Source organism: Streptomyces sp. NPDC056061 (assembly GCF_042266885.1).
In the GTDB taxonomy this organism is placed as follows: Bacteria; Actinomycetota; Actinomycetes; order Streptomycetales; family Streptomycetaceae; genus Streptomyces.
The window spans coordinates 15,993-39,095 of record NZ_JBHJWQ010000029.1; the positions used below are offsets into that span (position 1 = coordinate 15,993).

Annotated in this window: 18 protein-coding genes; 9 read left to right on the forward strand and 9 right to left on the reverse strand. The window is 70.3% G+C overall.

Annotated elements, in window-relative coordinates; translation table 11 throughout:
* Window positions 1-181: 181 nt before the first annotated feature.
* Window positions 182-1,438, reverse strand: a complete 1,257-nt coding sequence (locus tag ACFC79_RS30975) for an extracellular solute-binding protein (protein WP_376246965.1) — start codon at window positions 1,436-1,438, stop codon at window positions 182-184.
* A 201-nt stretch (window positions 1,439-1,639) separates the two neighbouring features.
* Here ACFC79_RS30975 and ACFC79_RS30980 point away from each other — a divergent pair, with 201 nt between their 5' ends.
* Window positions 1,640-1,855: a dodecin gene (locus ACFC79_RS30980; RefSeq protein ID WP_376246968.1), complete on the forward strand. Its 216-nt coding sequence runs from the start codon at window positions 1,640-1,642 to the stop codon at window positions 1,853-1,855.
* A gap of 195 nt (window positions 1,856-2,050) precedes the next feature.
* Here the strand turns inward: ACFC79_RS30980 and ACFC79_RS30985 are convergent, their stop codons facing one another.
* Entirely contained in the window at window positions 2,051-2,539 is a 489-nt protein-coding gene (locus ACFC79_RS30985) for a hypothetical protein (RefSeq protein WP_376246971.1), read from the reverse strand.
* 150 nt (window positions 2,540-2,689) lie between these two features.
* On the opposite strand from ACFC79_RS30985, the gene ACFC79_RS30990 reads away from it, so the two are divergent.
* From ACFC79_RS30990 to ACFC79_RS31000, 3 genes are all read left to right on the forward strand, one after another.
* A complete protein-coding gene (locus ACFC79_RS30990) occupies window positions 2,690-4,084 on the forward strand; it encodes a polysaccharide pyruvyl transferase family protein (protein WP_376246973.1) in 1,395 nt (464 codons plus the stop codon).
* Window positions 4,085-4,267: 183 nt separating this feature from the next.
* Complete coding sequence (gene uvrA / locus ACFC79_RS30995) at window positions 4,268-6,688, forward strand: excinuclease ABC subunit UvrA (RefSeq protein ID WP_376246974.1); 2,421 nt, start codon at window positions 4,268-4,270, stop codon at window positions 6,686-6,688.
* 247 nt (window positions 6,689-6,935) lie between these two features.
* Window positions 6,936-8,699: a glycosyl hydrolase family 18 protein gene (locus ACFC79_RS31000; RefSeq protein WP_376246978.1), complete on the forward strand. Its 1,764-nt coding sequence runs from the start codon at window positions 6,936-6,938 to the stop codon at window positions 8,697-8,699.
* A gap of 72 nt (window positions 8,700-8,771) precedes the next feature.
* Here the strand turns inward: ACFC79_RS31000 and ACFC79_RS31005 are convergent, their stop codons facing one another.
* Genes ACFC79_RS31005 through ACFC79_RS31015 form a run of 3 tightly spaced genes read right to left on the reverse strand, consistent with a single transcriptional unit; the run spans window position 8,772 to window position 12,173 of the window.
* On the reverse strand, window positions 8,772-9,518 hold the full coding sequence (locus ACFC79_RS31005; RefSeq protein WP_376246980.1) for a succinate dehydrogenase/fumarate reductase iron-sulfur subunit: 747 nt from the start codon (window positions 9,516-9,518) through the stop codon (window positions 8,772-8,774).
* Complete coding sequence (locus ACFC79_RS31010; RefSeq protein ID WP_376246983.1) at window positions 9,515-11,464, reverse strand: fumarate reductase/succinate dehydrogenase flavoprotein subunit; 1,950 nt, start codon at window positions 11,462-11,464, stop codon at window positions 9,515-9,517. The genes ACFC79_RS31005 and ACFC79_RS31010 overlap by 4 nt, the downstream gene beginning before the upstream one ends.
* A gap of 1 nt (window position 11,465) precedes the next feature.
* Window positions 11,466-12,173 carry a succinate dehydrogenase gene (locus ACFC79_RS31015; protein ID WP_376246986.1) on the reverse strand — a complete coding sequence of 236 codons (708 nt, stop codon included), beginning with the start codon at window positions 12,171-12,173 and terminating at the stop codon, window positions 11,466-11,468.
* 96 nt (window positions 12,174-12,269) lie between these two features.
* Here ACFC79_RS31015 and ACFC79_RS31020 point away from each other — a divergent pair, with 96 nt between their 5' ends.
* Window positions 12,270-13,178: a LysR family transcriptional regulator gene (locus ACFC79_RS31020; RefSeq protein ID WP_376246988.1), complete on the forward strand. Its 909-nt coding sequence runs from the start codon at window positions 12,270-12,272 to the stop codon at window positions 13,176-13,178.
* A 79-nt stretch (window positions 13,179-13,257) separates the two neighbouring features.
* Here ACFC79_RS31020 and ACFC79_RS31025 read toward each other — a convergent pair whose 3' ends face one another.
* Together ACFC79_RS31025 and ACFC79_RS31030 are read right to left on the reverse strand one after the other, a co-directional pair.
* Window positions 13,258-15,432, reverse strand: coding sequence for a putative bifunctional diguanylate cyclase/phosphodiesterase (locus ACFC79_RS31025; RefSeq protein WP_376246990.1), 2,175 nt, complete (start codon window positions 15,430-15,432; stop codon window positions 13,258-13,260).
* Window positions 15,429-16,247, reverse strand: coding sequence for an SAM-dependent methyltransferase (locus ACFC79_RS31030; protein WP_376246993.1), 819 nt, complete (start codon window positions 16,245-16,247; stop codon window positions 15,429-15,431). The genes ACFC79_RS31025 and ACFC79_RS31030 overlap by 4 nt, the downstream gene beginning before the upstream one ends.
* Before the next feature lie 1,184 nt (window positions 16,248-17,431).
* On the opposite strand from ACFC79_RS31030, the gene ACFC79_RS31035 reads away from it, so the two are divergent.
* On the forward strand, window positions 17,432-18,199 hold the full coding sequence (locus ACFC79_RS31035; RefSeq protein ID WP_376246996.1) for a hypothetical protein: 768 nt from the start codon (window positions 17,432-17,434) through the stop codon (window positions 18,197-18,199).
* 902 nt (window positions 18,200-19,101) lie between these two features.
* Here the strand turns inward: ACFC79_RS31035 and ACFC79_RS31040 are convergent.
* Window positions 19,102-19,944 (reverse strand): polysaccharide deacetylase family protein, encoded by an 843-nt coding sequence (locus tag ACFC79_RS31040; RefSeq protein ID WP_376246998.1) that lies wholly within the window; start codon window positions 19,942-19,944, stop codon window positions 19,102-19,104.
* A gap of 232 nt (window positions 19,945-20,176) precedes the next feature.
* Between ACFC79_RS31040 and ACFC79_RS31045 the strand changes: the two genes are divergently transcribed.
* From ACFC79_RS31045 to ACFC79_RS31055, 3 genes are all read left to right on the forward strand, one after another.
* Entirely contained in the window at window positions 20,177-20,638 is a 462-nt protein-coding gene (locus ACFC79_RS31045) for a universal stress protein (RefSeq protein ID WP_376247001.1), read from the forward strand.
* Between the two features lie 110 nt (window positions 20,639-20,748).
* Window positions 20,749-22,185, forward strand: coding sequence for an amino acid permease (locus tag ACFC79_RS31050; RefSeq protein ID WP_376247003.1), 1,437 nt, complete (start codon window positions 20,749-20,751; stop codon window positions 22,183-22,185).
* 195 nt (window positions 22,186-22,380) lie between these two features.
* A complete protein-coding gene (locus ACFC79_RS31055; RefSeq protein WP_376247006.1) occupies window positions 22,381-22,950 on the forward strand; it encodes a sigma-70 family RNA polymerase sigma factor in 570 nt (189 codons plus the stop codon).
* Here ACFC79_RS31055 and ACFC79_RS31060 read toward each other — a convergent pair.
* Complete coding sequence (locus ACFC79_RS31060) at window positions 22,884-23,081, reverse strand: zf-HC2 domain-containing protein (protein ID WP_376247009.1); 198 nt, start codon at window positions 23,079-23,081, stop codon at window positions 22,884-22,886. The genes ACFC79_RS31055 and ACFC79_RS31060 overlap by 67 nt on opposite strands.
* Window positions 23,082-23,103 lie beyond the last annotated feature (22 nt).

A 23,103-nucleotide genomic window follows, 5' to 3' on the forward strand; every position in this document is an offset into this window, starting at 1 on the left:
AGGGCGGCCGCCGGGCCGTCGCACCGCTGCGAAGGCCCGGCCCCCTACTTCTTCCGTGACCGGCTGGATTCGACATGACCGGCCGGGAGAGCCGGGATGTGCGGAGGCTGAATCCCGGGTGCGGCCCGAAGCCGGGTGCGGGCGGCAGTGCCCCGACCCGTGCGGGCCGTCGGCCCGCGGGTCAGTTGCCCGCGAGCTGGGCCGTGATCTTCTCCGATGCCGCCTTGGCCGCCTTGCGCGGGTCACCGCCCTCCAGAACGGTGGTCATGTACGGCTTGATCGGGTTGGCGGACTCGACCGCTGCCCACTGCGGCGAGTTAGGGGTCGCCCGTCCCTGCGTCGCCCCGCGGGCCATCGCCGCCGTGCCCTCCTGCCCGACGACGACATGGGCGAGGCTCGGCTTGTTGGGCACGTAGCTCATGGTCTTGGCGAGTTCCTCCTGCCACTTGCTGCTCGCCAGCGCCTTGACCACGTCGATGCCCGCGGCCCGCTGATCCGCCCGCTGCGGAACGATCAGGTCGGATCCGCCGGTGAATACGGAACCGGGTGCATTCGCGGTCTTGCCCGGAATCGGGAAGTAGCCGAGTTTCCCCTTGAGTTCGGGGTTCAGCTGCTCGATCCGCGCGGCGTCACCGGGCACCGCGATGATCTGTGCGACATCTCCCTCGGCGAACACCTCGGCCTGCGGGGGCTTTTCCTCGTCCGCATTCTTGGGGCCGTCGCCGAGCGCCTGGAGTTTCTTGTAGAAATTCATGCCCCGAAGTGCCTCGGGACTGTCGAGAGTGCCTTTCCACTCGCCGGTCCTGTCCTCGGCGAGTTCGCCGCCCTCGTCCCAGATGAATCCGGCGAGCACGTACCAGTTCTGGCCGGCGAGGTAGATGCCCTGATTGCCGTCCCGATTGAGCTGCTCGCCGGCCTCGATCCACTCGTCGCGGGTCTTGGGAAGGGAGGTGATTCCGGCCTGCGCGAAGAGGTCCTTGTTGTAGATGACCACTCTGTTCGCCGCGTACCAGGGGATTCCGTACTGGACACCGTCGATGCTCCCCGGAACCGCGAGACCGGGCAGCCAGTCCTCGCTGCCGAGGTCGCGCACGGACTCCAGCGTGAGGTCGCGCAGGCCACCGCTGTCCGCGTACTGGGAAACCTGGGTGTTGCCGACCTCGATGACGTCCGGTGTGTCCTTCCCCTTGAGCGCGTCCATGACCTTCGGACCGATTCCGCTCCAACTCTGGATCTTGAACTCCAGCCGAATGGAGGGGTGCTCGTCCTCATATGCCTTCGTGAACCGCTTGAGGAAATCGTTGGACACGCTGTTCTTCATCAGCCAGATCGTGACTTTTTTGTTGCCGGACGCCTCCGAACCGCCAACGACCCCGCATCCGCCCAGGGCGACAGTGGAGACGAGCGCGACGGCTCCGACGATCATGCGATTCTTCACCAGGTTCACCTTCTGCGAAACGGCACGACGAATCCAAGAACCCGGTGTGGGGGACTGCGGGCTGTGCTCGCACGGGTGTGGCTGGATTTTGGTATGGACCACTGAATCGGTCAAGTTCCGTTCACGGGGCATTCTGCACAACGACCCCTCGCGTACCGGGCTCGGGTGAGGCACCGTAGGAGGAGCGAGAGGGGACACACCATGTCAAAACACACCTATCGGGTCACCGAGATCGTAGGAACCTCCCACGACGGCATCGACGACGCCATCCGCGTGGCCATCGGCCGGGCATCGGAAACGTTGCACAATCTCGACTGGTTCGAGATGACCGAGGTTCGCGGAGAGATCAAAGATGGCCGGATCGCGCACTATCAGGTAGGCCTGAAGGTCGGCTTCCGACTCGACGAGCCGAGCTGAGCCGGGGCGAAAGGTTTCGCGGCACCTGCTTCACGGGGCCGGTCTCGCGGGGCCGCTTCGCGCGAAACGGCGGTCCGTTCCGCGCACCCGGCGCCGGCGAGGGCGTGCCGCCGTGTTGTGCGTGTCGAGGCCCGGCACACCTCGACGCACACAGCGGCGGCGCGTCATGACACGCGAGACCCGGCGTACCGGGACTCAGGTGCGGCCCTCGCGTTCCTGCGCATCCGCGAGCGCGGACGACACCGCGGCCCAGCGGGCCCGCACCACGGCGAATCCGGCCCGCTCCGCCGCATCGCAGACGAGTTCGTCGTCGTCGACCAGCATGCGCACCTCACGCTCCCGGCCCAACCGTTTCAGGATGTCGGGCTTGGTGTGCCGTGCCGGCCTGCGGTCGCCGTTGCGCCGCATGTACAACCGACCCTCGGGCAGCCCCTGCTCGGCGAGCCAGGCCAGGGTGTCGCGACGGCATCGCTCGGGCCGCCCGGTGAGGTACCGGATCTCGCACTCCCCGGCACTGCTCAGGACGAGCCCCACCCCCTCGGGCAGCGGCGGATCGTCGACGGCGGCGGCGAAGAAGCCGCTCCAGTCCCGCCGGACCCCCTCCAGGCAGTGCTGCCGGTGCCCGGTGTCGGCGAGCGTGCCGTCCAAGTCGAATACGGCCAGGGGCCGGTGGTCGTCCTTCACGCCCCCATCCCATCAGAAGGGCGCTCCCGCCCCCTCTCCTACTGCGTGCGCCCGCGCACGGATGTACGATCCTGTACTTACGTTCCATCCGGTTGGCAAAAATTTGCGCATGACGCGTGTGGATTCCTACACATTCGTAAAGCTATATTCATGTTTGTGGCATCCAACGATCATCAGGCGAAACGAATACTCCTGCGCTCCGGGAAGAGTCCGTACGACGTCGTCCCCGTCGAGCGGGCCCTGCATGAGGACGTGTTCGCCACCAATGCGGGCAACCTGGTCTTCAGCGACGCCGCGCACAAGATCCTCGAAACCCCTCGGGCCGAGGTGACGTCGAACGGCATCGCCACCCGCGTCGCCGACGCCGACCGCATCAACAGCGAGTACGACGTGTTCGTCGTCCCGCTCGCCAACGCCTTCCGCCCGTCCTTCGAGCGGCAGTTGGAGCGCCTGACCCAGCTCATCACGAAGCTGCGCATACCCGTCGTCGTCCCGGGCGTCGGCGCGCAGACCGGCGTGGACTACTCCGCGGAACGGTTGCGCCCCATGCAGCCCACGGTCCAAGCGTTCGTGTCGGCCGTACTCGACCACAGCGCCTCCATCGGAGTGCGCGGCGAGTTCACCGAACGCTACCTGCGGGACATGGGATTCCGGGACGTGGATGTCATCGGCTGTCCGTCGATGTTCCTCCATGGCAGCAGGCTCGACATCCGGGAGACCGGCAGCCTCGGCCCCGAGTCGCGGATCGCCGTCAACGGATCGCACGAAGCGGTGCGGAAGCAGGGGCTGGGGCGGATCATCGACCACGCCCACGCCCGGTACCCGCATCTGCGGTTCGTCGGCCAGAACCTCTCCGACGCGCGTCAGCTCCACTGGCGCGACCTGTCCCACCCGAACGCCTCCATCACCGGCATCCCCACCCACCCCGACCACCCGATGTACGGGGAGGGCAAGGTCCGGGTCTACATCGACCCGGTCACCTGGATGGACGATCTTCGGGGCTTCGACTTCTCCTTCGGCTCCCGCATCCACGGCAACATCGCGGCGCTGCTGGCCGGCACGCCCGCCACCGTGCTCTGCGGCGACTCACGCACCCTGGAACTGTGCCGCTACTTCGACATCCCGCACCGAATGCTGTCGAAGACGCCCGCCGACACCGACCCCGCCGAACTCTGCGCGGAGGCCGATTTCGGGCCGCTGCAGCGCGGTCACCAGGAGCGGTTCGACCGGTTCATGGGCTTCCTCGACAAGAACGGCCTGGAGAACACCTTCGCGCACGGCGACGGCGGCGCGGCGTTCGAGGCGCGGATGAGCGCCCTGGCCTTCCCTCCGGGCGTCCGCCCGTGGACCGGCACCGAAGCCGCCACAATGGGCGACCGACTCAACTGGCTCCGGTCGCAGCTGGCGGACCTCTCCGCCCAGAACACCCAGCTCAAGCGGCAGCTCGCGAAGAAGGCCGCAGTGCCCGCCCAACGGTCCACGTACCAGCGGGCCCGCAGCGCCGTCGGACGGCCCATCAAACGCGCACTGCGTCCGTCGCGCTGACGGCCCCGCGGACCCGTCGGGCGTTCGCGCACATCGTGCGGAGATGCCGCGCGAGCCCCACGAGCGGGACCGCGGCATCTCGGGGATGTCGGGTGCCGCTCCCGGCAGTGCTCGCCGCTCCCGGCACTAGAATCGGAGTGTTTGCCACCATTCGCCCCACCCCGAGCCGCACGGAGTCCCGCCATGCCCTCCCCCCACGATCCGTACGTCCGGGTGCGCGGCGCGCGTGAGCACAACCTCCAGGACGTCTCGGTCGACATCCCGCGCGACACCCTCACCGTCTTCACCGGTGTCTCGGGATCCGGGAAGTCCTCGCTCGCGTTCGGCACCCTCTACGCGGAGGCGCAGCGCCGCTACTTCGAGTCCGTCGCACCGTACGCCCGCCGGCTGATCCATCAGGTCGGCGCACCGGCGGTCGGCGAGGTCACCGGGCTGCCGCCGGCCGTCTCGCTGGAGCAGCGCCGGTCGACGCCCGGCGCCCGCTCCTCCGTCGGCACGGTCACCACGCTGTCCAACTCCCTGCGCATGCTGTTCTCGCGCGCCGGGGACTACCCGGTCGGTGCCGAACGGCTGGACTCCGACGCGTTCTCGCCGAACACGGCCGCGGGGGCCTGCCCCGAGTGCCACGGACTGGGCCGCGTCCACCGCACCAGTGAGGAGTTGCTCGTCCCCGACCCCTCGCTGTCGATCCGGGCCGGTGCGATCGCCGCCTGGCCGGGGGCGTGGCAGGGCAAGAATCTGCGCGACGTGCTGGACGCACTCGGGTACGACGTCGACCGGCCGTGGTGCGAGCTGGATGCCGGGGACCGCGAGTGGATCCTGTTCACCGAGGATCAGCCGGTGGTGACGGTTCATCCGGTCCGGGAGGCGGGGCGCATCCAACGCCCTTACCGGGGCACCTACATGAGTGCGCGGCGCTATGTGATGCACACCTTCGCGGACTCCAGGAGCCGCACCCTGCGTGCCCGGGCCGAGCGCTTCCTGACCAGTGCCCCCTGCTCAGTGTGCGGCGGCAGCCGACTGCGGCCGGAGGCGATGGCCGTCACCTTCGCCGGGCGCACCATCGCCGACCTCGCTGCGCTTCCGCTCGGTTCGCTCGCCGAGGTGCTGCGCACGGCGGGCGGCGGTGACACGGCCCGGGTGCTGACGACGGAGCTGCTGGCCCGGATCGAGACGGTCACCGAACTCGGCCTCGGCTACCTCAGCCTGGACCGGACGGCTCCGACGCTGTCGTCCGGCGAGCTCCAACGGCTGCGTCTCGCCACTCAGTTGAGGTCCGGCCTGTTCGGTGTCGTCTATGTTCTGGACGAGCCGTCGGCCGGTCTGCACCCGGCGGACACCGAGTCGCTGCTGACGGTCCTGAGGCGGCTGAAGGAGGCCGGGAACTCGGTGTTCGTCGTCGAGCACCAGATGGACGTGGTGCGCCGGGCCGACTGGCTCGTGGACGTGGGGCCGCTGGCGGGCGAGCACGGGGGGCGGGTGCTGCACAGCGGGCCTCCGGCGGGGCTGGCCGAGGTGACGGAGTCGGCGACCCGTCGCTTCCTGTTCGCCGATGCCCCCGCGCCGGAGCGGCCGGTGCGCACCCCGACGGGCTGGCTGCGGCTGAACGGGGTGAACCGACACAACGTCCGGGGCGTCGATGTCGCGTTCCCGCTGGGTGTGTTCACGGCGGTGACCGGCGTGTCCGGATCCGGGAAGTCGACCCTCGTGGGTCAGGTGCTGGCCGGGGTCCTCGCCGACCGGCAGTCCTCCGCCACCGACGGTCCGGCTCCGGACGGCGGCGCGGGATGCGCGTCGGTCGAGGGCGTGGAGGCGGTGGACCGGCTCGTCCAGGTCGACCAGAAGCCGATCGGCCGCACCCCCCGGTCCAATCTGGCCACGTACACCGGACTCTTCGATGCGGTACGGAAGTTGTTCGCAGGTACGGACATGGCACGGGAGCGCGGCTACCGGGCGGGGCGGTTCTCCTTCAACGTGGCGGGCGGGAGGTGCGAGACCTGCCAGGGCGAGGGGTTCGTCTCCGTGGAACTGCTCTTCCTGCCCAGCACGTACTCGCCCTGCCCCGACTGCCACGGCGCCCGGTACAACCCGGAGACCCTGGAGGTGACCCATCGCGGCCTCGACATCGCGCAGGTGCTGGACCTGACGGTGGAGGCGGCGGCCGATTTCTTCGCGGGCACGCCGGCCGCCGAGCGCAGTCTGCGGACGCTGCTCGATGTCGGGCTCGGCTATCTGCGGCTCGGCCAGCCCGCCACGGAACTGTCGGGCGGCGAGGCCCAGCGGATCAAGCTCGCCGCCGAGCTCCAGCGCACCCGCCGGGGCCATACCGTCTATCTGCTCGACGAGCCGACGACCGGGCTCCACCCCGCCGATGTCGAGGTGCTGATGCGGCAGTTGCACGGTCTGGTGGACGCGGGCGACACGGTGGTGGTCGTGGAGCACGACATGGCCGTGGTGGCGGGCGCCGACCGGGTGATCGATCTCGGTCCCGGCGGCGGCGACCGGGGCGGCCGGATCGTGGCGGCGGGGACGCCCGCGGAGGTCGCCCGCGCGGACGGCAGCCGCACGGCCCCCTTCCTCCGGGCCGCCCTCGGGAACGACTGAATTTCGACGCCTTTCAACTCATCTGCTGTCACGGCGAGTTGCCGCTTCAGGCAAGCAATCGGACATGAAACGGCAAAGAACATTGACCACGAGTTGGTCCAGACCAACTATGGGCATGCCTCGCGGCCGCTCCTCGCCGCGCGGCATGTGACCCCCGGCCGGGATCCACAGGAACGGGCCGCGCCCCTCCCCGGGCGCGGCCAAACCGTGCAATCCGCCCGTTGTCTCACCCCGCTGGGAGCACCCCATGAGACGTCCAAGAACACTCGGCGCAGTCCTGAGTGTCCTGGCGACGACCGTCGCGTCCGCCGGCCTGGTCCTCGGATCGGGCGCCGGCGCGCAGGCCGCCGCGACCGCCGCCACTCCCATGCCCGCCCATGTCTTCGCCCCGTACTTCGAGTCGTGGAACGGCGACAGCCCGGCCGCGCTCTCGCAGCAGTCCGGCGCGAAGTACCTGACCATGGCCTTCATCCAGACGGAGGCCCGCGGTTCGTGCACGCCGTACTGGAACGGCGATTCGAGCCAGCCCATCGCGCCGTCCGAGTTCGGCGCCGACTTCACCACCATCCGGTCGCGCGGCGGCGACGTGATCCCGTCGTTCGGCGGCTACACGGCCGACAACGGCGGCACCGAGATCGCCGACAGCTGTTCCAGCGTCGACTCGATCGCCGCGGCGTACGAGAAGGTCATCACGACCTACGACGTGTCCCGCCTCGACATGGACATCGAGGACAACTCGCTGGAGAACAGCGCCGGGATCGACCGCCGCAACAAGGCGATCAAGAAGGTGCAGGACTGGGCCGCCGCGAACGGCCGCCCGTTGCAGATCTCCTACACCCTGCCCACGACCACGAGCGGCCTCGCCGACAGCGGACTGGCGGTGCTGGAGAACGCCGTGTCCAACGGCACGCAGGTCGACGTCGTGAACCTGATGACGTTCGACTACTACGACGGCGCCTCGCACAACATGGCGCAGGACACCAAGACGGCGATCAGCGGTCTCAAGGACCAGCTCGCCGATCTGTACCCGTCGAAGACCGAAGCACAGCTGTGGGGAATGACCGGCATCATCGAGATGCCGGGCATCGACGACTACGGTCCCGCCGAGACCTTCACCACGGCGGACGCCCCGGTGGTCTACGACTGGGCCGTGTCCAAGGGCCTCAGCACCCTCTCGTTCTGGGCGCTCCAGCGCGACAACGGGGGCTGCCCCGGCACCGGGGGCAACGACACCTGTTCCGGCATCCCCCAGGACACGTGGTACTTCAGCCGCACCTTCGCGCCCTTCACCAGCGGCTCCGGTCCGGCGACGGACGACTACTCGGTGGCCCTCTCCCCCGGTTCGGCCACGGTCGCCCCGGGCGAGTCCACCACGGCGACCGTGAACACGGCGGTCACCTCCGGCAGCGCGAAGACCGTGGACCTGACGGTGAGCGGGGCGCCGGCCGGTGTGAAGGCGGTGCTCGACCCCACCTCCGTCACGGCGGGGGGAACGTCGAAACTGACGTTGGCCACATCGGAATCCGCCGCGCCGGGAACGTACCGGATCACGGTGACGGGCGCCTCGGGAACGCTCGGCCACGCGGCGGCCTTCACCCTGACGGTGTCGGGCCCGGGTGGCGGCACCGGCTCCCTGGTGAACGGTGACTTCGAGTCGGGTGCGCTGAATCCCTGGACCTGCCAGCCGGGCGGCGCTGTCGTGTCGACGCCGGTGCACGGCGGTTCGCACGCGCTGTCCGTCGCGGCCACCGCATCGCAGACGGGCGAGTGCACGCAGGCGCTGACCCTGGCCCCGAACACCACGTACACGCTGAGCGGTTGGGTGCAGGGCAGCTACAGCTACCTCGGGGTGCGGGGTGATGCCTCGGCCGACACCTGGGGTTCGTCGAACGGCTACGCGAAGCAGTCGGTGACCTTCACCACCGGTTCGACCGGCGCGGTCACCGTCTACCTGCACGGCTGGTTCGGGCAGGGCACGGTCTACGCGGACGACCTCTCCGTGACGTCCTGATCCGTCCGGACGAGACTTCCCGGTCCCGGGGGTGGGCGGCCCCCGGGACCGGGAACCTGCTGTTCGCGCCGGTCAGCGACGCACCTTCCGGGTCGCACGCAGCCATTCCTTGTTCATGGCGGCGATCGACGGCAGCGGGATGCCCTTCGGGCAGGCCGTCGCACATTCCCCGGTGAGGGTGCAGCCGCCGAAGCCCTCGCTGTCCATCTGGCCGACCATGTCGAGGACGCGGGTCTCGCGCTCGGGTGCGCCCTGCGGCAGGACGTTCAGGTGGTTGATCTTCGCCGAGGTGAAGAGCATCGCCGAACCGTTGGGGCAGGCCGCGACGCAGGCGCCGCAGCCGATGCACTCGGCGTGTTCGAAGGCGAAGTCGGCGTCCGGCTTCGGCACCGGGGTGGCGTGCGCCTCGGGTGCGGTGCCGGTCGGGGCGGAGATGTAGCCGCCCGCCTGGATGATCCGGTCGAAGGCCGAACGGTCCACCACCAGGTCCTTGACGACCGGGAAGGCGGCGGCGCGCCAGGGCTCGATGTCGATGGTGTCGCCGTCCCGGAAGGACCGCATGTGGAGCTGGCAGGTGGTGGTGCGCTCGGGGCCGTGCGCATCGCCGTTGATGACGAGACTGCACGCTCCGCAGATGCCCTCGCGGCAGTCGTGGTCGAAGGCGACGGGGTCGTCGCCGGCGAGGATGAGCTCCTCGTTGAGGGTGTCGAGCATTTCGAGGAACGACATGTCCTGCGAGATGCCGTCCACCTCGTAGGTGGACATGGCGCCGGAGGCATCGGCACTCTTCTGGCGCCAGACGCGCAGGGTGAGCTTCATGCGTAGCTCCGCTGGGTGGGGTGGACGTACTCGAAGACCAGGTCTTCCTTGTGCAGGACGGGTGCCTCGCCGGTGCCGGAGAACTCCCAGGCGGCGGCGTAGGAGAACTCCTCGTCCCGTCGGGCGGCCTCGCCGTCCGGGGTCTGGGACTCCTCGCGGAAGTGGCCGCCGCAGGACTCCGCGCGGTGCAGGGCGTCGAGGCACATGAGCTCGGCGAGCTCCAGGTAGTCGACGATGCGGTTGGCCTTCTCCAGCGACTGGTTGAACTCGTCGCCGGTACCGGGCACCTTGATCCGGCGCCAGAACTCCTCGCGGATCCGCGGGATGCGTTCGAGGGCCGTGCGCAGCCCGTCCGCGGTGCGGGCCATCCCGCAGTACTCCCACATGAGTTCGCCGATCTCGCGGTGGAAGGAGTCCGGGGTGCGGTCCCCGTCGACGGCGAGCAGCAGGTTCAGCCGGTCCTCGGTCTCGGCGAGGGCCTCCTCCACCGCGGGGTGCGAGGCGTCGATCTCGTCGCGGTGCGGGTTGCGGGCCAGGTAGTCGTTGATGGTGGAGGGCAGGACGAAGTAGCCGTCGGCGAGGCCCTGCATCAGCGCGGAGGCGCCCAGCCGGTTGGCGCCGTGGTCGGAGAAGTTGGCCTCGCCGATGGCGAAGAGGCCGGGGACGGTGGTCTGGAGGTCGTAGTCGACCCAGAGTCCGCCCATCGTGTAGTGCACGGCCGGGTAGATCCGCATCGGGGTCTCGTACGGGTTCTCCGCGGTGATCCGCGCGTACATGTCGAAGAGGTTGCCGTACTTCTCCTCGACCTTGTCCCGGCCCATCCGCCGGATGGCCTCGGCGAAGTCCAGGTACACGCCCTGCCCGCCGGGGCCGACGCCGCGCCCCTCGTCGCAGACGTTCTTCGCGGCGCGGGAGGCGATGTCGCGGGGCACGAGGTTGCCGAAGGAGGGGTAGATGCGCTCCAGGTAGTAGTCGCGCTCGTCCTCGGGGATCTCGTTCGCGGGGCGGTCGTCGCCCTTGGCCTTCGGCACCCAGATCCGGCCGTCGTTGCGCAAGGACTCGCTCATCAGCGTCAGCTTGGACTGGTGGTCGCCGGTGCGCGGGATGCAGGTGGGGTGGATCTGGGTGAAGCAGGGGTTGGCGAAGTACGCGCCGCGGCGGTGGGCTCGCCAGATGGCCGTGGCGTTGGAGTTCATGGCGTTCGTCGACAGGTAGAAGACGTTGCCGTAGCCGCCGCTGGCCAGCACGACCGCGTCGGCGAAGTAGGTGTCGATCTTCCCGGTCACCAGGTCGCGGGCGACGATGCCGCGCGCCCTGCCGTCGACGACGATCAGGTCGAGCATCTCGGTGCGGGCATGGAGTTCGACGTTGCCTGCGGCGATCTGCCGCGACAGCGCCTGGTAGGCACCGAGGAGGAGTTGCTGTCCGGTCTGGCCGCGGGCGTAGAAGGTGCGGGAGACCTGGACGCCGCCGAAGGAACGGTTGTCGAGGAGGCCGCCGTACTCGCGGGCGAACGGGACGCCCTGGGCGACGCACTGGTCGATGATCTCGACGGAGATCTGGGCGAGCCGGTGCACGTTGGACTCGCGGGCGCGGAAGTCGCCGCCCTTGACCGTGTCGTAGAAGAGGCGGTGGATGGAGTCGCCGTCGTTGCGGTAGTTCTTCGCGGCGTTGATGCCGCCCTGGGCGGCGACGGAGTGGGCGCGGCGGGGCGAGTCCTGGAAGCAGAACTGGACGACGTGGTAGCCCTGTTCGGCGAGGGTCGCGCCGGCCGAGCCACCGGCGAGGCCGGTGCCGACGACGATGACGGTGTGCTTGCGGCGGTTGGCCGGGTTGACCAGCTTGGCCTGGAAGCGGCGGGTGTCCCAGCGCTCGGCGACCGGGCCGTCGGGGGCCTTGGTGTCGACGACGGGCGTGCCCGTCGCGTAGTGCGAGTAGTCGGTCATGTCAGTTCACGACTCCGGTCATGACGGCGACGGGTACGGAGACGAAGCCCACCGTCAGCGCCAGGGCGAGGACGTCGGCGAGGGTCTTCAGGAGGCGGTCGCGGGTCGCGTTGCCCGCGCCGAGGGTCTGGGCGGCGCTCCAGAAGCCGTGCCGGACGTGGAGTCCGAGGGCGAGCACGGCGACGATGTAGATGACGTTGCCGTACCAGGTGGAGAAGGTGTCGATGACGTTCTGGTACGGGTGCCCGGCCTGGAATCCGCCGGAGTGCACCGTGCCGGTCGTCAGGTCGAGGATGTGCCAGACGATGAAGAGGCCGAGGATGATCCCGCCCCAGCGCATGGTCCGGGTGGCGTAACTGGCACGCGGCCTGCGGTGCACGTAGGCGGTGGGTCGGGCCCGGATGTCGCGTCGGCTCAGCTGGTACGCGGAGACGGCGTGCAGCACCACGGCGGCGACCAGCACCACGCGCACCAGCCACAGGGCCCACTCGTAGTGCAGGACGGGCTCGCCCATGGTCCGCAGCCAGTGCGCGTAGTGGTTGAACTCGCCGGACCCGAAGAAGATCTTCAGGTTGCCCACCATGTGCGCGACCAGGTAGAGGAGCATGACCAGGCCGCTCACGGCCATGATCGTCTTCTTGCCGACGGTCGAGTCCCAGAGCGTGCGCGTCATGGACGGCCGTCGGTCCGTCCGCGTTGCCAATGCCATGGACACGACGCTAGGGCCGAACGACCTCATCAGTCCAAGACATGAAGCGGCTCATGTTCATAGGCTCCGGCTATCGCAGCCGATAGGCTGGTGTGCATGCAGTTCCAGCAGCTGACGTATTTCGTGGCCGTCGCCGAGGCCCGGCACTTCACCCGCGCCGCCGAGGAGGTCCATGTCTCGCAGCCCTCGCTCTCCCAGCAGATCCGGGCCCTGGAGACCGAGCTGGGGGCGGAGCTGTTCAGCCGGGCCCGCGGGAACATCACGCTCACCGACGCCGGTGAGGCCCTGCTGCCACTGGCCCGGCGCATCCTGGCGGACGCCGACACCGCACGCCACGAGGTGCAGGAGCTCGCGCAGCTGCGGCGCGGCCGGGTGCGGCTCGGGGCGACGCCGAGCCTCTGCACGGGGCTGCTGCCCGACGTCCTGCGCGCCTTCCACGACCGTCACCCGGGGATCCGGCTGCTGCTGGAGGAGGGCGGGTCGCAGGACCTCGTGCGGGAGTTGGCGCGCGGCGCCCTCGATCTCGCGCTGGTGGTGCTGCCGCTGCCGGCCGCCTCGCCCTCGCTCACCACGGTCGAGCTGCTCCGGGAGGATCTGGTGGTGGTGTCGTCGGCGCACGCCCCGCGTCCGGGCCGGGGCGGGATCGTGGCCGTCGGCGATCTGCAGAACGCGCCCCTGGTGATGTTCCGGCACGGCTACGACCTGCGCGACATGACGGTGGCCGCGTGCCGGGCGGAGGGCTTCGAGCCGTCGTTCACCGTGGAGGGCGGGGAGATGGACGCGGTGCTCGGCTTCGTCCGGGCGGGGCTGGGCATCGCGGTGGTGCCGAGCATGGTCGCCGACCGGGCCGGTCACGACCTGCGGACCACTCCGCTGGCCCGTCCGGGTCTGCGGCGCACCATCGCGCTCGCGCACCGCAGCGACGTGGCACCGCCGCGGGCGGCCCGCGAGTTGCAGAAGGTGCTGCTGGCCAGCCGGGCGGTCGGACCGGGGCCGTCCGACTGAGCCGACTCGCTCGTCCCCCGTCCCGTCGACCGGGCCGCCCGCCGGCCGATGGGACGGGGTCGCGCCCCGGCCGGACCGTTCACACGGCGTCGGCCAGCAACAGCGAGTGGATCCGGTCGGGCGCCCCCGGTCTGGCGTAGTACCAGCCCTGGGCGGTGTCGCAGCCCAGGTTCCGCAACTGCTCGGCCTGCGCCCCGGTCTCCACGCCCTCGACGGTGACCGCGAGGCCCAGGCTGTGAGCCAGCGAGACGATGCCCTCGACGATCTTCAGATCGACGGGGTCCACCGGATGGCGCTGCATGCCCTGGGTGAAGGAACGGTCCAGCTTGAGGACGCTCACCGGGAGCCTGCGCAGGTTCGCCAGGTTGGAGTAGCCCGTGCCGAAGTCGTCGAGCGCTATGTCGACACCCATCTCGGCAAGTTGGCGCAGCGGCTTCAGCAGGTCCTCGTCGGCGCCGATGAGCGCGGACTCGGTGACCTCCAGGCACAGGGCCCCGGGATCCAGCCCCAGTCGCTCCAGCACGTCCACGGTCTCGGCGACCAGCCGCGGGTGGTGCAGCTGGGCCGGGGAGACGTTGACGTTGATCCGCAGCGGACCGCCGTCGCTGTGCCGTTCCTGCCAGAAGTGTGCCTGGCGCACCGACTCCTCCAGGACCCACCGGCCGAGCGGCACGATCAGTCCGGTGTGTTCGGCGAGCGGGATGAACCGGTCCGGCCCGAGCACCCCGTGCTGCGGGTGGCACCAGCGCACCAGCGCCTCCGCACCGTGCACCGTGCCGTCCCCCAGGTGCACGAGCGGCTGGTACTCGATGAAGAACTCGCCGCGCTCCAGGGCCGCGGGCAGGGCGGTGGTCAGCCCGTGCCGGGTGATCGCGCGGGCGTCCGCCTCGGCGTCGGCGAACTCGAAGCGATTGCCGCCGGACGACTTGGCCCGGTACATCGTGATGTCCGCGCTGCGCAGCACCTCGGCGGCGCTGCGCTCACCCGCCGGGCCCTCGACGATCCCGACGGATCCCCGGACCGTCAGCTCGCGGCCCTCCAGGCGGATCGGGGCGGCGAGCGCGCCGAGGATGCGGCAGGCGAGTTCGTCGACCTCCTTCTCGGTGCCGGGGCCGGTGGTCAGGGCCACGAACTCGTCGCCGCCGAGCCTGGCCACCATCTCGCCGGGCGCGGTCGCGCAGCTCTGCAGCCGGTCGGCCACCTCGACCAGCAGCCGGTCCCCCGCCGCGTGGCCCAGGCTGTCGTTGATCGCCTTGAAGCCGTCGAGGTCGAGGTAGCACAGCCCGAAACGACTGCCGTCCTCGGCGGAGAGTGCCTTCTCCAGCCGCTCGAAGAACAGGGTGCGATTGGGCAGGCCGGTGAGGGCGTCATGGGTGGCCTCGTACCGCAGGCGCAGGTTCAGCAGCCGGCGCTCCGTGGTGTCCTCCATCAGCGCGAGCTGGTATTCGGGCCTGCCCTCGGAGTCGCGCAGCAACGACACCGTCAGATTGGTCCACAGCACCGTGCCGTCGTTCCGGTAGAACGGCTTCTCGACCCGGAAATGGTCTCGTTCGCCGCGCACCAGCTCGTCGTAGTACTTCCAGACCTGCGGCGAGTCCTCGGGGTGGACCCACTCGTCGACCCGATGGCTGCGCACATGGTGTTCGAGCCCGCCGAACATCCGGGTCAGGGTGTCGTTGACCTCCAGCACGTTGCCGTCCAGGTCGGCGATCCCGATGCCGATGGCGGCGTCCTCGAAGACCGCCCGGAAGCGTGTCTCCGTGGCGTGCAGGGCCTGCTCGGCGCTGGAACGGGCGGCGAGCGCCGAGCGGGCGATCGCCTCCTGTTCGGCGAGGGTCCGCTCGCGCAGCGCCTGGGTGAAGCCGCCTGCGAGGGCGTGCTGGATCCGGGCGCAGCGGGCCCTGCCGTCCTCGGTCGACAGCACGGACGCGCCATTGCCGCCGCAGTAGAGCACGAGGTAGGAGTCGATGACTCCGAGGGTGCTGCTCAGCGCTTCCGGGTCCGTGCAGTGCGCCGCGACGAGGGCGTCGCCCACCTTGCCCGCGGGTGCGGCGTCGAAGGGCCGGGCATGAAGGATCTCGCTGAGCCTGCGGGCCAGCGGCAACAGATGCTGTTCGAATTCCGTACGCGTCATGGAGGTGGCCGTCGACGGGAAGATGGCCCGGCTCCAGATCGTGGCGAATCTCCGGAGCCGGTCCTCGGGACCGTCGGGCTCCGTTTCTGTCGTTCCGGACGACTGGGCGGGGATGCTCACGCCTTGCGTCCCACTCCGGCGAAGCCCGAGAAGGCGAACGGGTCCTCCTGCTCCGGGGCCGCCGGGGTGTCGGGACGCCAGTACGGCATCGACACGAGCCCGGGCTCGACCATCTCGTACCCCTCGAAGAAGCGGGCCACCTCGTCGCGGGACCGCATGACCAGGGGGTTGCGGATGTCCTGGTACACACCCACCGCAGCACCCACCCTCTCCTGGCTGAGCGGGATTCCCTCGTACGAGGCGTGGGTGATGACGACGAGACTGCCGGGGGCAAGTGCCTCGCGCAGTGCGGCGACCGCGGCCTGCGGCTCGTCGGAATCCTCGATGAAGTGGAGCACGGCGACGAGCAGCAGCGCCACCGGACGGTCGAAGTCCAGCAGCCGGGAGATCTCCGGGGAGTTCACGATCTCCTGCGGGCGGCGCAGATCCGCGGCGGCGACCACCGCTCGCTCGTTTCCGTCGAGTACGGCCTGGCTGTGCGCGACCGCAACGGGATCGTGATCGACATACGCCACCCGGGCCTCGGGGTCCGCTGCCTGGGCGACTTCATGCACATTGCCGAAAGTCGGTATTCCGGAACCGATGTCCATGAACTGGGTGATGCCCTCGCTCACCGCGTATCGCACGGCCCTGCGCATAAAGGCGCGATTCGCCTGCATGATCTTGGGGAGCCCCGGCATGAACTCCATGGCCTTGCGAGCCGCTTCCCGGTCCACCTCGAAATTATGCGATCCGCCCAGATAGAAGTCGTACATGCGGGACACGCTCGGCATCGAAATGTCTATACCTAGCGGTGCCCAGGCGGGACGCTCCATCGATGTCTCCAACAAGTCGCCACGGCGGTCCGGCCATGTTCATGGTCAGTGTGAACCAGAGGCTACTGATCGACCGCCAAGAGAGCGAGCGGAAACGGAAATTAGCCGTCCGTTATTGGTCACACACCAGTGGCATGTGCAACCGGCCCGTCGCTGCCTGTGACATTCTCCGGCGGATCCGTCGACGCCGCTCCGCGGACGGACAATCGGGCCCCGCCGACGGGAGAACGAAAGATGCTGCGTATCATGCGGGCCGAACCGGAATGCCGTTGATTCCGCGCTTCGTATCGCCCCACCACATCACCGTTCGCCACCGCGCACTTCGCCGCGGCGGCCACCGCCGATTCGACGTCATCGGCCGGACCTCACCCCTCGTCCGCCGCACGGGACCGACCCGCCCCGAGATCCGCGACACACGCCTCAGGGCGACCCGGTACCGGCGAAGTCCCGGAGAAATGAACCGGGTTGACGAAGGACCGGGAGACGGGGAGTACCGACGCACACCCCGCACCGACGCCCCACGGCGACAAGTCCCCTTCCACGAGGGTGCGTTCAAAGAATCCCGACGATCGCAAGCCGCTCGACGCGACGTCCCACCATCAGGGGAATCCGACCCGTCCCCGGCGTGGCGCGCGACCGACTGGACCATGATCCCCGGCGTGTACGGATCCCTCGTTGCGCGGCTCGCGGCGGCCGTGGTGCTCCTCTGGCTGTCGGCCGCGCCGTCACCGGCCGCGGCGGACAGTTGCGCGTACGCCATCGTCGGTGACGGCGGCGGGAGTTCGGCGGTCGCGTGGGCGGGAGGCGGTCCTTGCCGGCCGACCCCGGAGCCCGGTACGACCCCGGCGGCCACACCCCCACCGCCGTTGTCCCCGCCCCCGCGACTCCCGCCGCCCCCACCACCGGCGTCGTCGCCACCGGCGCGCCCGCCCTCGGCACCCCCGCCACCCCCCGCACGGCCACAGCCACCGCCCCGGCCGGTACCGGCGTCGTCACCCGCCCCCGCCGTACGCTCCGCGCCGCCCGTGCCCCGGCCGGTGGCCCTCCCCCACTACCGGCGACCGGTCCGCAAGGTCCCGCGGCACGGCCCCTCCCTGGTCACGCTCACGCTGCTGATCACTGCCCCCGCAGTGTTCGCCGTCGCCGTCCTGCGTCCCCGCTCCCGATGAGCTCCGGAGAAAATCATGTCGGAATGGCTCGTTCTCGCCCTCGCGATGGTCGCGGTCACTGCTGTGGTCCTGACGATCGCCCTACTGAACAATCGCCGGGTCGGCGAGGACGACGATCCGTCCCAGACCCCTGATGTCATCGAGTACATGACGATGATGATCGGCGTGGTCTATGCCATTGTCCTGGGGCTCGCGATCGCCGGCGTCTGGGAGGGGCGCAGTTCCGCCCAGGAATACGTACGCCAGGAGGCCCAGGCCCTGCACGAGGTCAGCGCCCGCTCCTCCGTATATCCGGCCGATGTGCGTGCGCGCATCCATGCCGATGTCAACGCCTATGTGAGCCACGTCGTCCATCAGGAATGGCGGACGATGGCCGAGCACGGTTCGCTCGACGACGAGGGGGCCCGGCTTCTCGCCCGGGTGCGCGCCGACGTCACCGACTACCGGCCGAAGGACGACTACGAGGCGGAGGCGTACCAGCCGCTGGTCGACCAGGTCGCCGCGGCCGACAACGCCCGCAGCGCACGCGGGCAGAGCGCCGGGGCGACCATGCCGGGTGTCGTCTGGTTCGGCCTGATCATCGGGGCGCTGGTGACCGTGGGGCTGATCTTCGCCCTCCAGATTCGCAGATCTTTCCGCGAACTGCTGCTGGCCGGACTCTTCAGTGTCCTGATCGCTTTCCTCCTCTTCCTCATCTGGGATTTCGACACGCCCTTCGGCCGGGGCATCTCGGCCACCGCGGCACCGTTCCTGGACCTGTTCCCGGACGCGGCGGGCGGTTAGGTCGTGCCCGGCGGATCGGGGTAGGACGGGCCGCGGCGTCCGGTGCGGTGCGCGGCAGGGCGCCGGGACGCCTTGCCGGCGGAGCTGTTCGGGCATTCCGGCAACGCGGCCAGGCGCCGTGCCGGGCGTTGCGGCCCCGGCCCTGATCCGCCGGACACGAGCCGGGGCCCTCCCCGGGCCCGCGTCGCGACGGATGCGCGTCCCCGACCCCTGGCGTAAGCGGTCGCCGCCGATCGGCCCGGTGCCGGGCCCCGGGACGTGCCGCCGGTGCTCCCCGCGGGGGGTGCCGGACATCTCCCGGGCCGGGTGTCGGCCGACGTGCGACGTCCGGCCGGGGCCGGGCCGCGGTGCGCCGCCCGGGGGACATCGGTGCCCCGTGCGGCGCACCGCGATCGACGGTGGTGGGCACGGCTCCTAGCGTTCGGTGCGTCGAGGTGCATGTCCGACGCTCCGTGGAAACCCGTTCCGCGACTGCTCCTCGGGGACTCGGAGGGTTCACCCATGCACGCGATAGATGTCGCACCCGTCGCCCTGCCGGGCGCCGCCCACACCCCCACCGCTCGCGCCGCGACCGCGTGCGCCCAGGGGCCGGGAGGCGCGTCCGTCGCGACCGGATACACCGCAACTCCGTCGGTGATCGCGCCGGGGAGCCAGCCCGTCCTGGCCACCCGGGGGTGCTCCGCAACAGCAACGGCAGGCTCCGGAGTGGGCGACGGGGTCGCCACGCACCGCGGCGGCACCGCCATGGCCGCCGTCCACGGGGTGCGCCCGCACCGGGGGCAGGACGGTGCGGTCCGCCACGCCGCTCGCCCCGGGGCCCCACCGGGCCCCGGGCCGGGCCGGGGCCTCGCACCGCCGTCCGCCGGGCGACGTCCCGCGCGCTCGGCACCCCACGGGCCGGGTCACCGGCGCCGGGGCACGGTGATCCGGTAGCCGTCGTCGAGCAGTTCCGGCAGGTACCGGCGCAGTGCCGCCACACTCTGCGAACGGTCGCCCCCGGCATCGTGCGACAGCACCACGACGCCGGGCGCCGCCCCGGCCCGGACCCGGCGGACGATGGTTCCGGCACCGGGCCGGGTCCAGTCCAGGGTGTCGACGGTCCAGGCCATCGGTTCCATGCCGAGTTCGGCGCCGATCTCGAAGGAGTACCGGTTCCACGCCCCGTACGGCGCCCGGTACCAGAGCGGCGGAGTGCCGGTGACCCGCTCGACGACGTCGCTGGTGCGGCCGAGCTCGTCGCGCACCCCGGCCCGGGAGAGCCTGGTGACCAGCGGATGGTTCCAGGAGTGATTCCCGATGGTGTGACCGTCCGCGGCGATCGCCCGCACCAGGTCCCGGTTGTCGTCGGCCATTTCGCCGCAGACGAAGAACATCGCGCGCACGTCGTGTTCGCGCAGTGTCGCGAGGATCTGCGGGGTGTGGCGCGGGTCGGGGCCGTCGTCGAAGGTCAGCACCATGGCGCGCCCGATCTCGGGCAGCGCCTCGAAGGGCCGGGAGCGGACCGGTGGTGCCGAGGGCCGGTAGCGGGGCGCGGTACTGCCCGTCATGGGACTCAGCCGGTACGAGAAGGGACGTGCCGGGAGGTCCGCGGGCGGGCCCGCGGACCCCTCCGGAGGCGTTGCGGGCCGCCGGAACGGCGTTCCGGCCGGATCCGCCGCGATCACCCGCACGGCACCGGCCGTGCCGAGGCCGGCGGCCAGCCGCAACAGCGTTCTGCGCCCCGGCAGCCTCTGATCGTTCGTCATGACCAACAGCTCGCACGTCCGTCGTCCCGGGCGGAACAACGACACCGTCGGCGGGTCGTTTTGCACCCCATGGAGGTACTGCCCACGGGGCAATCGGCACGCGGGCCGGGCCACTCCCGGCTCCCGGCCCGGGCCGCCGCCGGACCCGGTGTCCCGGCCGTGGCCGTGGACGCCCCACGCCACCGTCGTGCCCCCGTCGGGGTCGGTTCCCCGAGCGGATAGCCTCACTGCCGTGACAGATCAGCAGCGCCGTGAGTTCGAACGTGGCACGGATGGACCGAAAGTGATCGTCGCTGGACTGGACGGATCCGATTCCTCCATGCGTGCGGCTGCGTACGCGGCGGGGCTCGCCCGTCGGCAGGGGGCTGTGCTGGCCCTCGTCTACGTCCAGCCCATGATGCCGGCCGGTGCGGCCCTCGGGGCCCCGGTCGCCGACGCGACCGGGGAGGTCGCAGAGGGCCTGGTGAACGAGATCCGGGCGGCGACGGAGCGGATCAAGGACATATGGAACGTGCGCTGGGAGTTCCACACCTTCCGCGGTGACCCGTACAACGGGCTCGTGACGGCGGCGGACGAACTGAAGGCCGACGCGGTCGTCGTGGGTGCCTCGGAGTCGGCGGGCCACCGGTTCATCGGCTCGGTGGCGGTCCGGCTGGTGAAGGCGGGCCGTTGGCCCGTCACGGTGGTCCCGTAGCCGTCGCGGAATCCTCACCTCCCGCCGGACGGCACGCCGTCTTTCGTACCGGCACCGCCTGAGCCATCATGAGCGCCCGTCAGCGACAGCCGTCAGCGGAGAGGTGACTCATGGCCAGGCTTCGAGTGGGCGAGGGTGTGCTGCGCCGCAAGCCGATCGAGCAGATCGACGAGAAGGGGCCGACGGGCGACACCACCACTCAGCTCACCCGGACGCTCGGCCTGTGGCAGCTCACGGCGATCGGGGTGGGCGGCATCATCGGCGCGGGCATCTTCACCCTCGCCGGCACGGTCGCGAACGGCACCGCCGGGCCGGCGGTCCTGATCTCCTTCCTGATCGCGGGGGTGGCGAGTGCCGCGGCGGCGTTCAGCTACGCGGAGTTCGCGGGCCTGATCCCCAAGGCCGGATCCGCCTACACCTACGGGTACGCGGTGCTCGGCGAGCTGGTCGGCTGGTTCATCGGCTGGGACCTGCTGCTGGAGTACACGGCGATCGTCTCGGTGGTCGCGATCGGCATCTCCGGCTACTTCGGCTTCCTGCTCGGCGAGGTCGGGCTGGATCTGCCGAAATGGATGCTGGGCGCTCCGGGCACCGGGGACGGCCACCGGGTGGACCTGTTCGCCGCGCTGCTCTGCCTCTTCGTGGCCTACCTCCTGACCCTCGGCATCAAGAACGCGGCACGTTTCGAGACCGTCGTGGTCGCGCTGAAGGTCCTGGTCGTGCTGCTGGTCATCGGCGTCGGCGTGTTCCACATCAACACGGACAACTACCACCCGTTCTTCCCCTTCGGGGTGAGCGGTGTCTTCACCGGCGCGGCCACGGTCTTCTTCGCCGTGTTCGGCTACGACGCGATGTCGACCGCCGCCGAGGAGTCCAAGGACGCCCAGCGGCACATGCCGAGGGCGATCCTGTACTCGCTCGCGATCTCCATGGTCCTCTACGTGGCGGCCTGCCTGGTGCTGACGGGGATGCAGAGCTACAAGTACATCGACCCGGAGTCCGGCTTCTCCACGGCCTTCAAATCGGTGGGACTCAGCAGTCTCGCCGATGTGATCGCGATCGGCGCGATCATCGGCATCCTCACGGTGATGTTCACCTTCATGCTCGGGGTGACCCGGGTGTGGTTCTCGATGAGCCGTGACGGACTGCTGCCGAAGTGGTTCGCCAAGACCCACCCGACCCGGCACGTACCGACCCGGGTGACCTGGATCGTCGGCGGGGCGTCCGCAGTGATCGCCGGGTTCCTGCCGATCGGCGAGGCCGCGGAACTGACGAACATCGGCATCCTGCTGGCATTCGTCGTGGTGTGCATCGCGGTGATCGTGCTGCGGTACAAGCAGCCCGAACTGCCCCGCACGTTCCGCACGCCCGGCATGCCCTTCGTACCTGCCCTGGGCGTGGTGTTCTCCATCTGGCTGATCACCTTCCTCCAGTGGCAGACGTGGGTGCGGTTCGTGATCTGGTTCCTGGTGGGGCTGGTGATCTATTTCGGCTATTCGTACCGGAAGTCGGAGCTGGCCCGGGTGCCGGGGAAGGGAACGGACTGACCTGCGCGGCCGTCGGCCGTCCGCCGCGGTTCGTGGCCCCTCCTGCCGTCCGCCCGTTCACCGCACCATTCGCCGCACTGTGCGACCGCTCGTCGCACGGGGTCGTCCTTCGCCTGTTCCCGGTCGTCCCGATGGGTTCGGATACGCCAAGTCGGCAGGGAAGCGGCAGGGGCCACTGCGGGAAGGGCGTTCATCATGACCACCACGAGGACGGACGAGCGGGCCCTCGCGGATCTCCAGCGGGAGCACGGCCCCGCCCTGTTCCGCTTCCTGCTCGGCCTGACCTTCGGCGACCGACAGCGCGCCGAGGACCTGCTCCAGGAGACGCTGGTGCGGGCCTGGCAGCACCCGGAGGCGTTCGACGCCTCCTACGCGTCGATGCGCCCCTGGCTCTTCACCGTCGCGCGGCGCCTCGCGATCGACGCGCGCCGGTCGCGGCAGGCCCGGCCCGTCGAGGTCGGCGACGTGGTGCTGGAGACCGTCGCGGAGGAGGAGGACCCCGCGGAGGCCACGGTCTCGGCCCTCGATGTGCGGGAGGCGGTGCGCGACCTCGGTCCGGAGCACCGCGCGGTCCTCGTCCAGATGTACTTCCGGGGGCTGAGCGTCGACGAGACGGCACAGGTGCTCGGCATTCCGCCGGGCACGGTCAAGTCACGGTCCTACTACGCGCTGCGCCGGCTCTCGCGCAGCCTGCCCGGCTACTCGAACAACTCGTCGCCGTCGAGCAGCGCGAGCAGCGGGGCGGCCTGCGCGACCTCGACGTAGTCGGCGGCGCAGGAGTCGCAGCGGCCGAGGTGGCGGGCGACGGCGCGGGTCTCGGCGGCTGTGAGCGCGTCGAGGACATAGGCACCGAGCGACTGCCGCACGTGCGGGCCGTTCCGGGGATCGGCGGTCATCGCATCCTCGTGTCGTGGGCGG

Coding starts and splice junctions, on each gene's coding strand:
- ACFC79_RS31040 (WP_376246998.1), bottom strand. CDS start 19,944: ATGACGAACGATCAGAGGCTGCCGGGGCGCAGAACGCTGTTGCGGCTG.
- ACFC79_RS31020 (WP_376246988.1), top strand. CDS start 12,270: ATGCAGTTCCAGCAGCTGACGTATTTCGTGGCCGTCGCCGAGGCCCGG.
- ACFC79_RS31050 (WP_376247003.1), top strand. CDS start 20,749: ATGGCCAGGCTTCGAGTGGGCGAGGGTGTGCTGCGCCGCAAGCCGATC.
- ACFC79_RS31060 (WP_376247009.1), bottom strand. CDS start 23,081: ATGACCGCCGATCCCCGGAACGGCCCGCACGTGCGGCAGTCGCTCGGT.
- ACFC79_RS31000 (WP_376246978.1), top strand. CDS start 6,936: ATGAGACGTCCAAGAACACTCGGCGCAGTCCTGAGTGTCCTGGCGACG.
- ACFC79_RS31030 (WP_376246993.1), bottom strand. CDS start 16,247: ATGGAGCGTCCCGCCTGGGCACCGCTAGGTATAGACATTTCGATGCCG.
- ACFC79_RS31035 (WP_376246996.1), top strand. CDS start 17,432: ATGTCGGAATGGCTCGTTCTCGCCCTCGCGATGGTCGCGGTCACTGCT.
- ACFC79_RS31055 (WP_376247006.1), top strand. CDS start 22,381: ATGACCACCACGAGGACGGACGAGCGGGCCCTCGCGGATCTCCAGCGG.
- uvrA (WP_376246974.1), top strand. CDS start 4,268: ATGCCCTCCCCCCACGATCCGTACGTCCGGGTGCGCGGCGCGCGTGAG.
- ACFC79_RS31005 (WP_376246980.1), bottom strand. CDS start 9,518: ATGAAGCTCACCCTGCGCGTCTGGCGCCAGAAGAGTGCCGATGCCTCC.
- ACFC79_RS30980 (WP_376246968.1), top strand. CDS start 1,640: ATGTCAAAACACACCTATCGGGTCACCGAGATCGTAGGAACCTCCCAC.
- ACFC79_RS31015 (WP_376246986.1), bottom strand. CDS start 12,173: ATGGCATTGGCAACGCGGACGGACCGACGGCCGTCCATGACGCGCACG.
- ACFC79_RS31010 (WP_376246983.1), bottom strand. CDS start 11,464: ATGACCGACTACTCGCACTACGCGACGGGCACGCCCGTCGTCGACACC.
- ACFC79_RS30990 (WP_376246973.1), top strand. CDS start 2,690: ATGTTTGTGGCATCCAACGATCATCAGGCGAAACGAATACTCCTGCGC.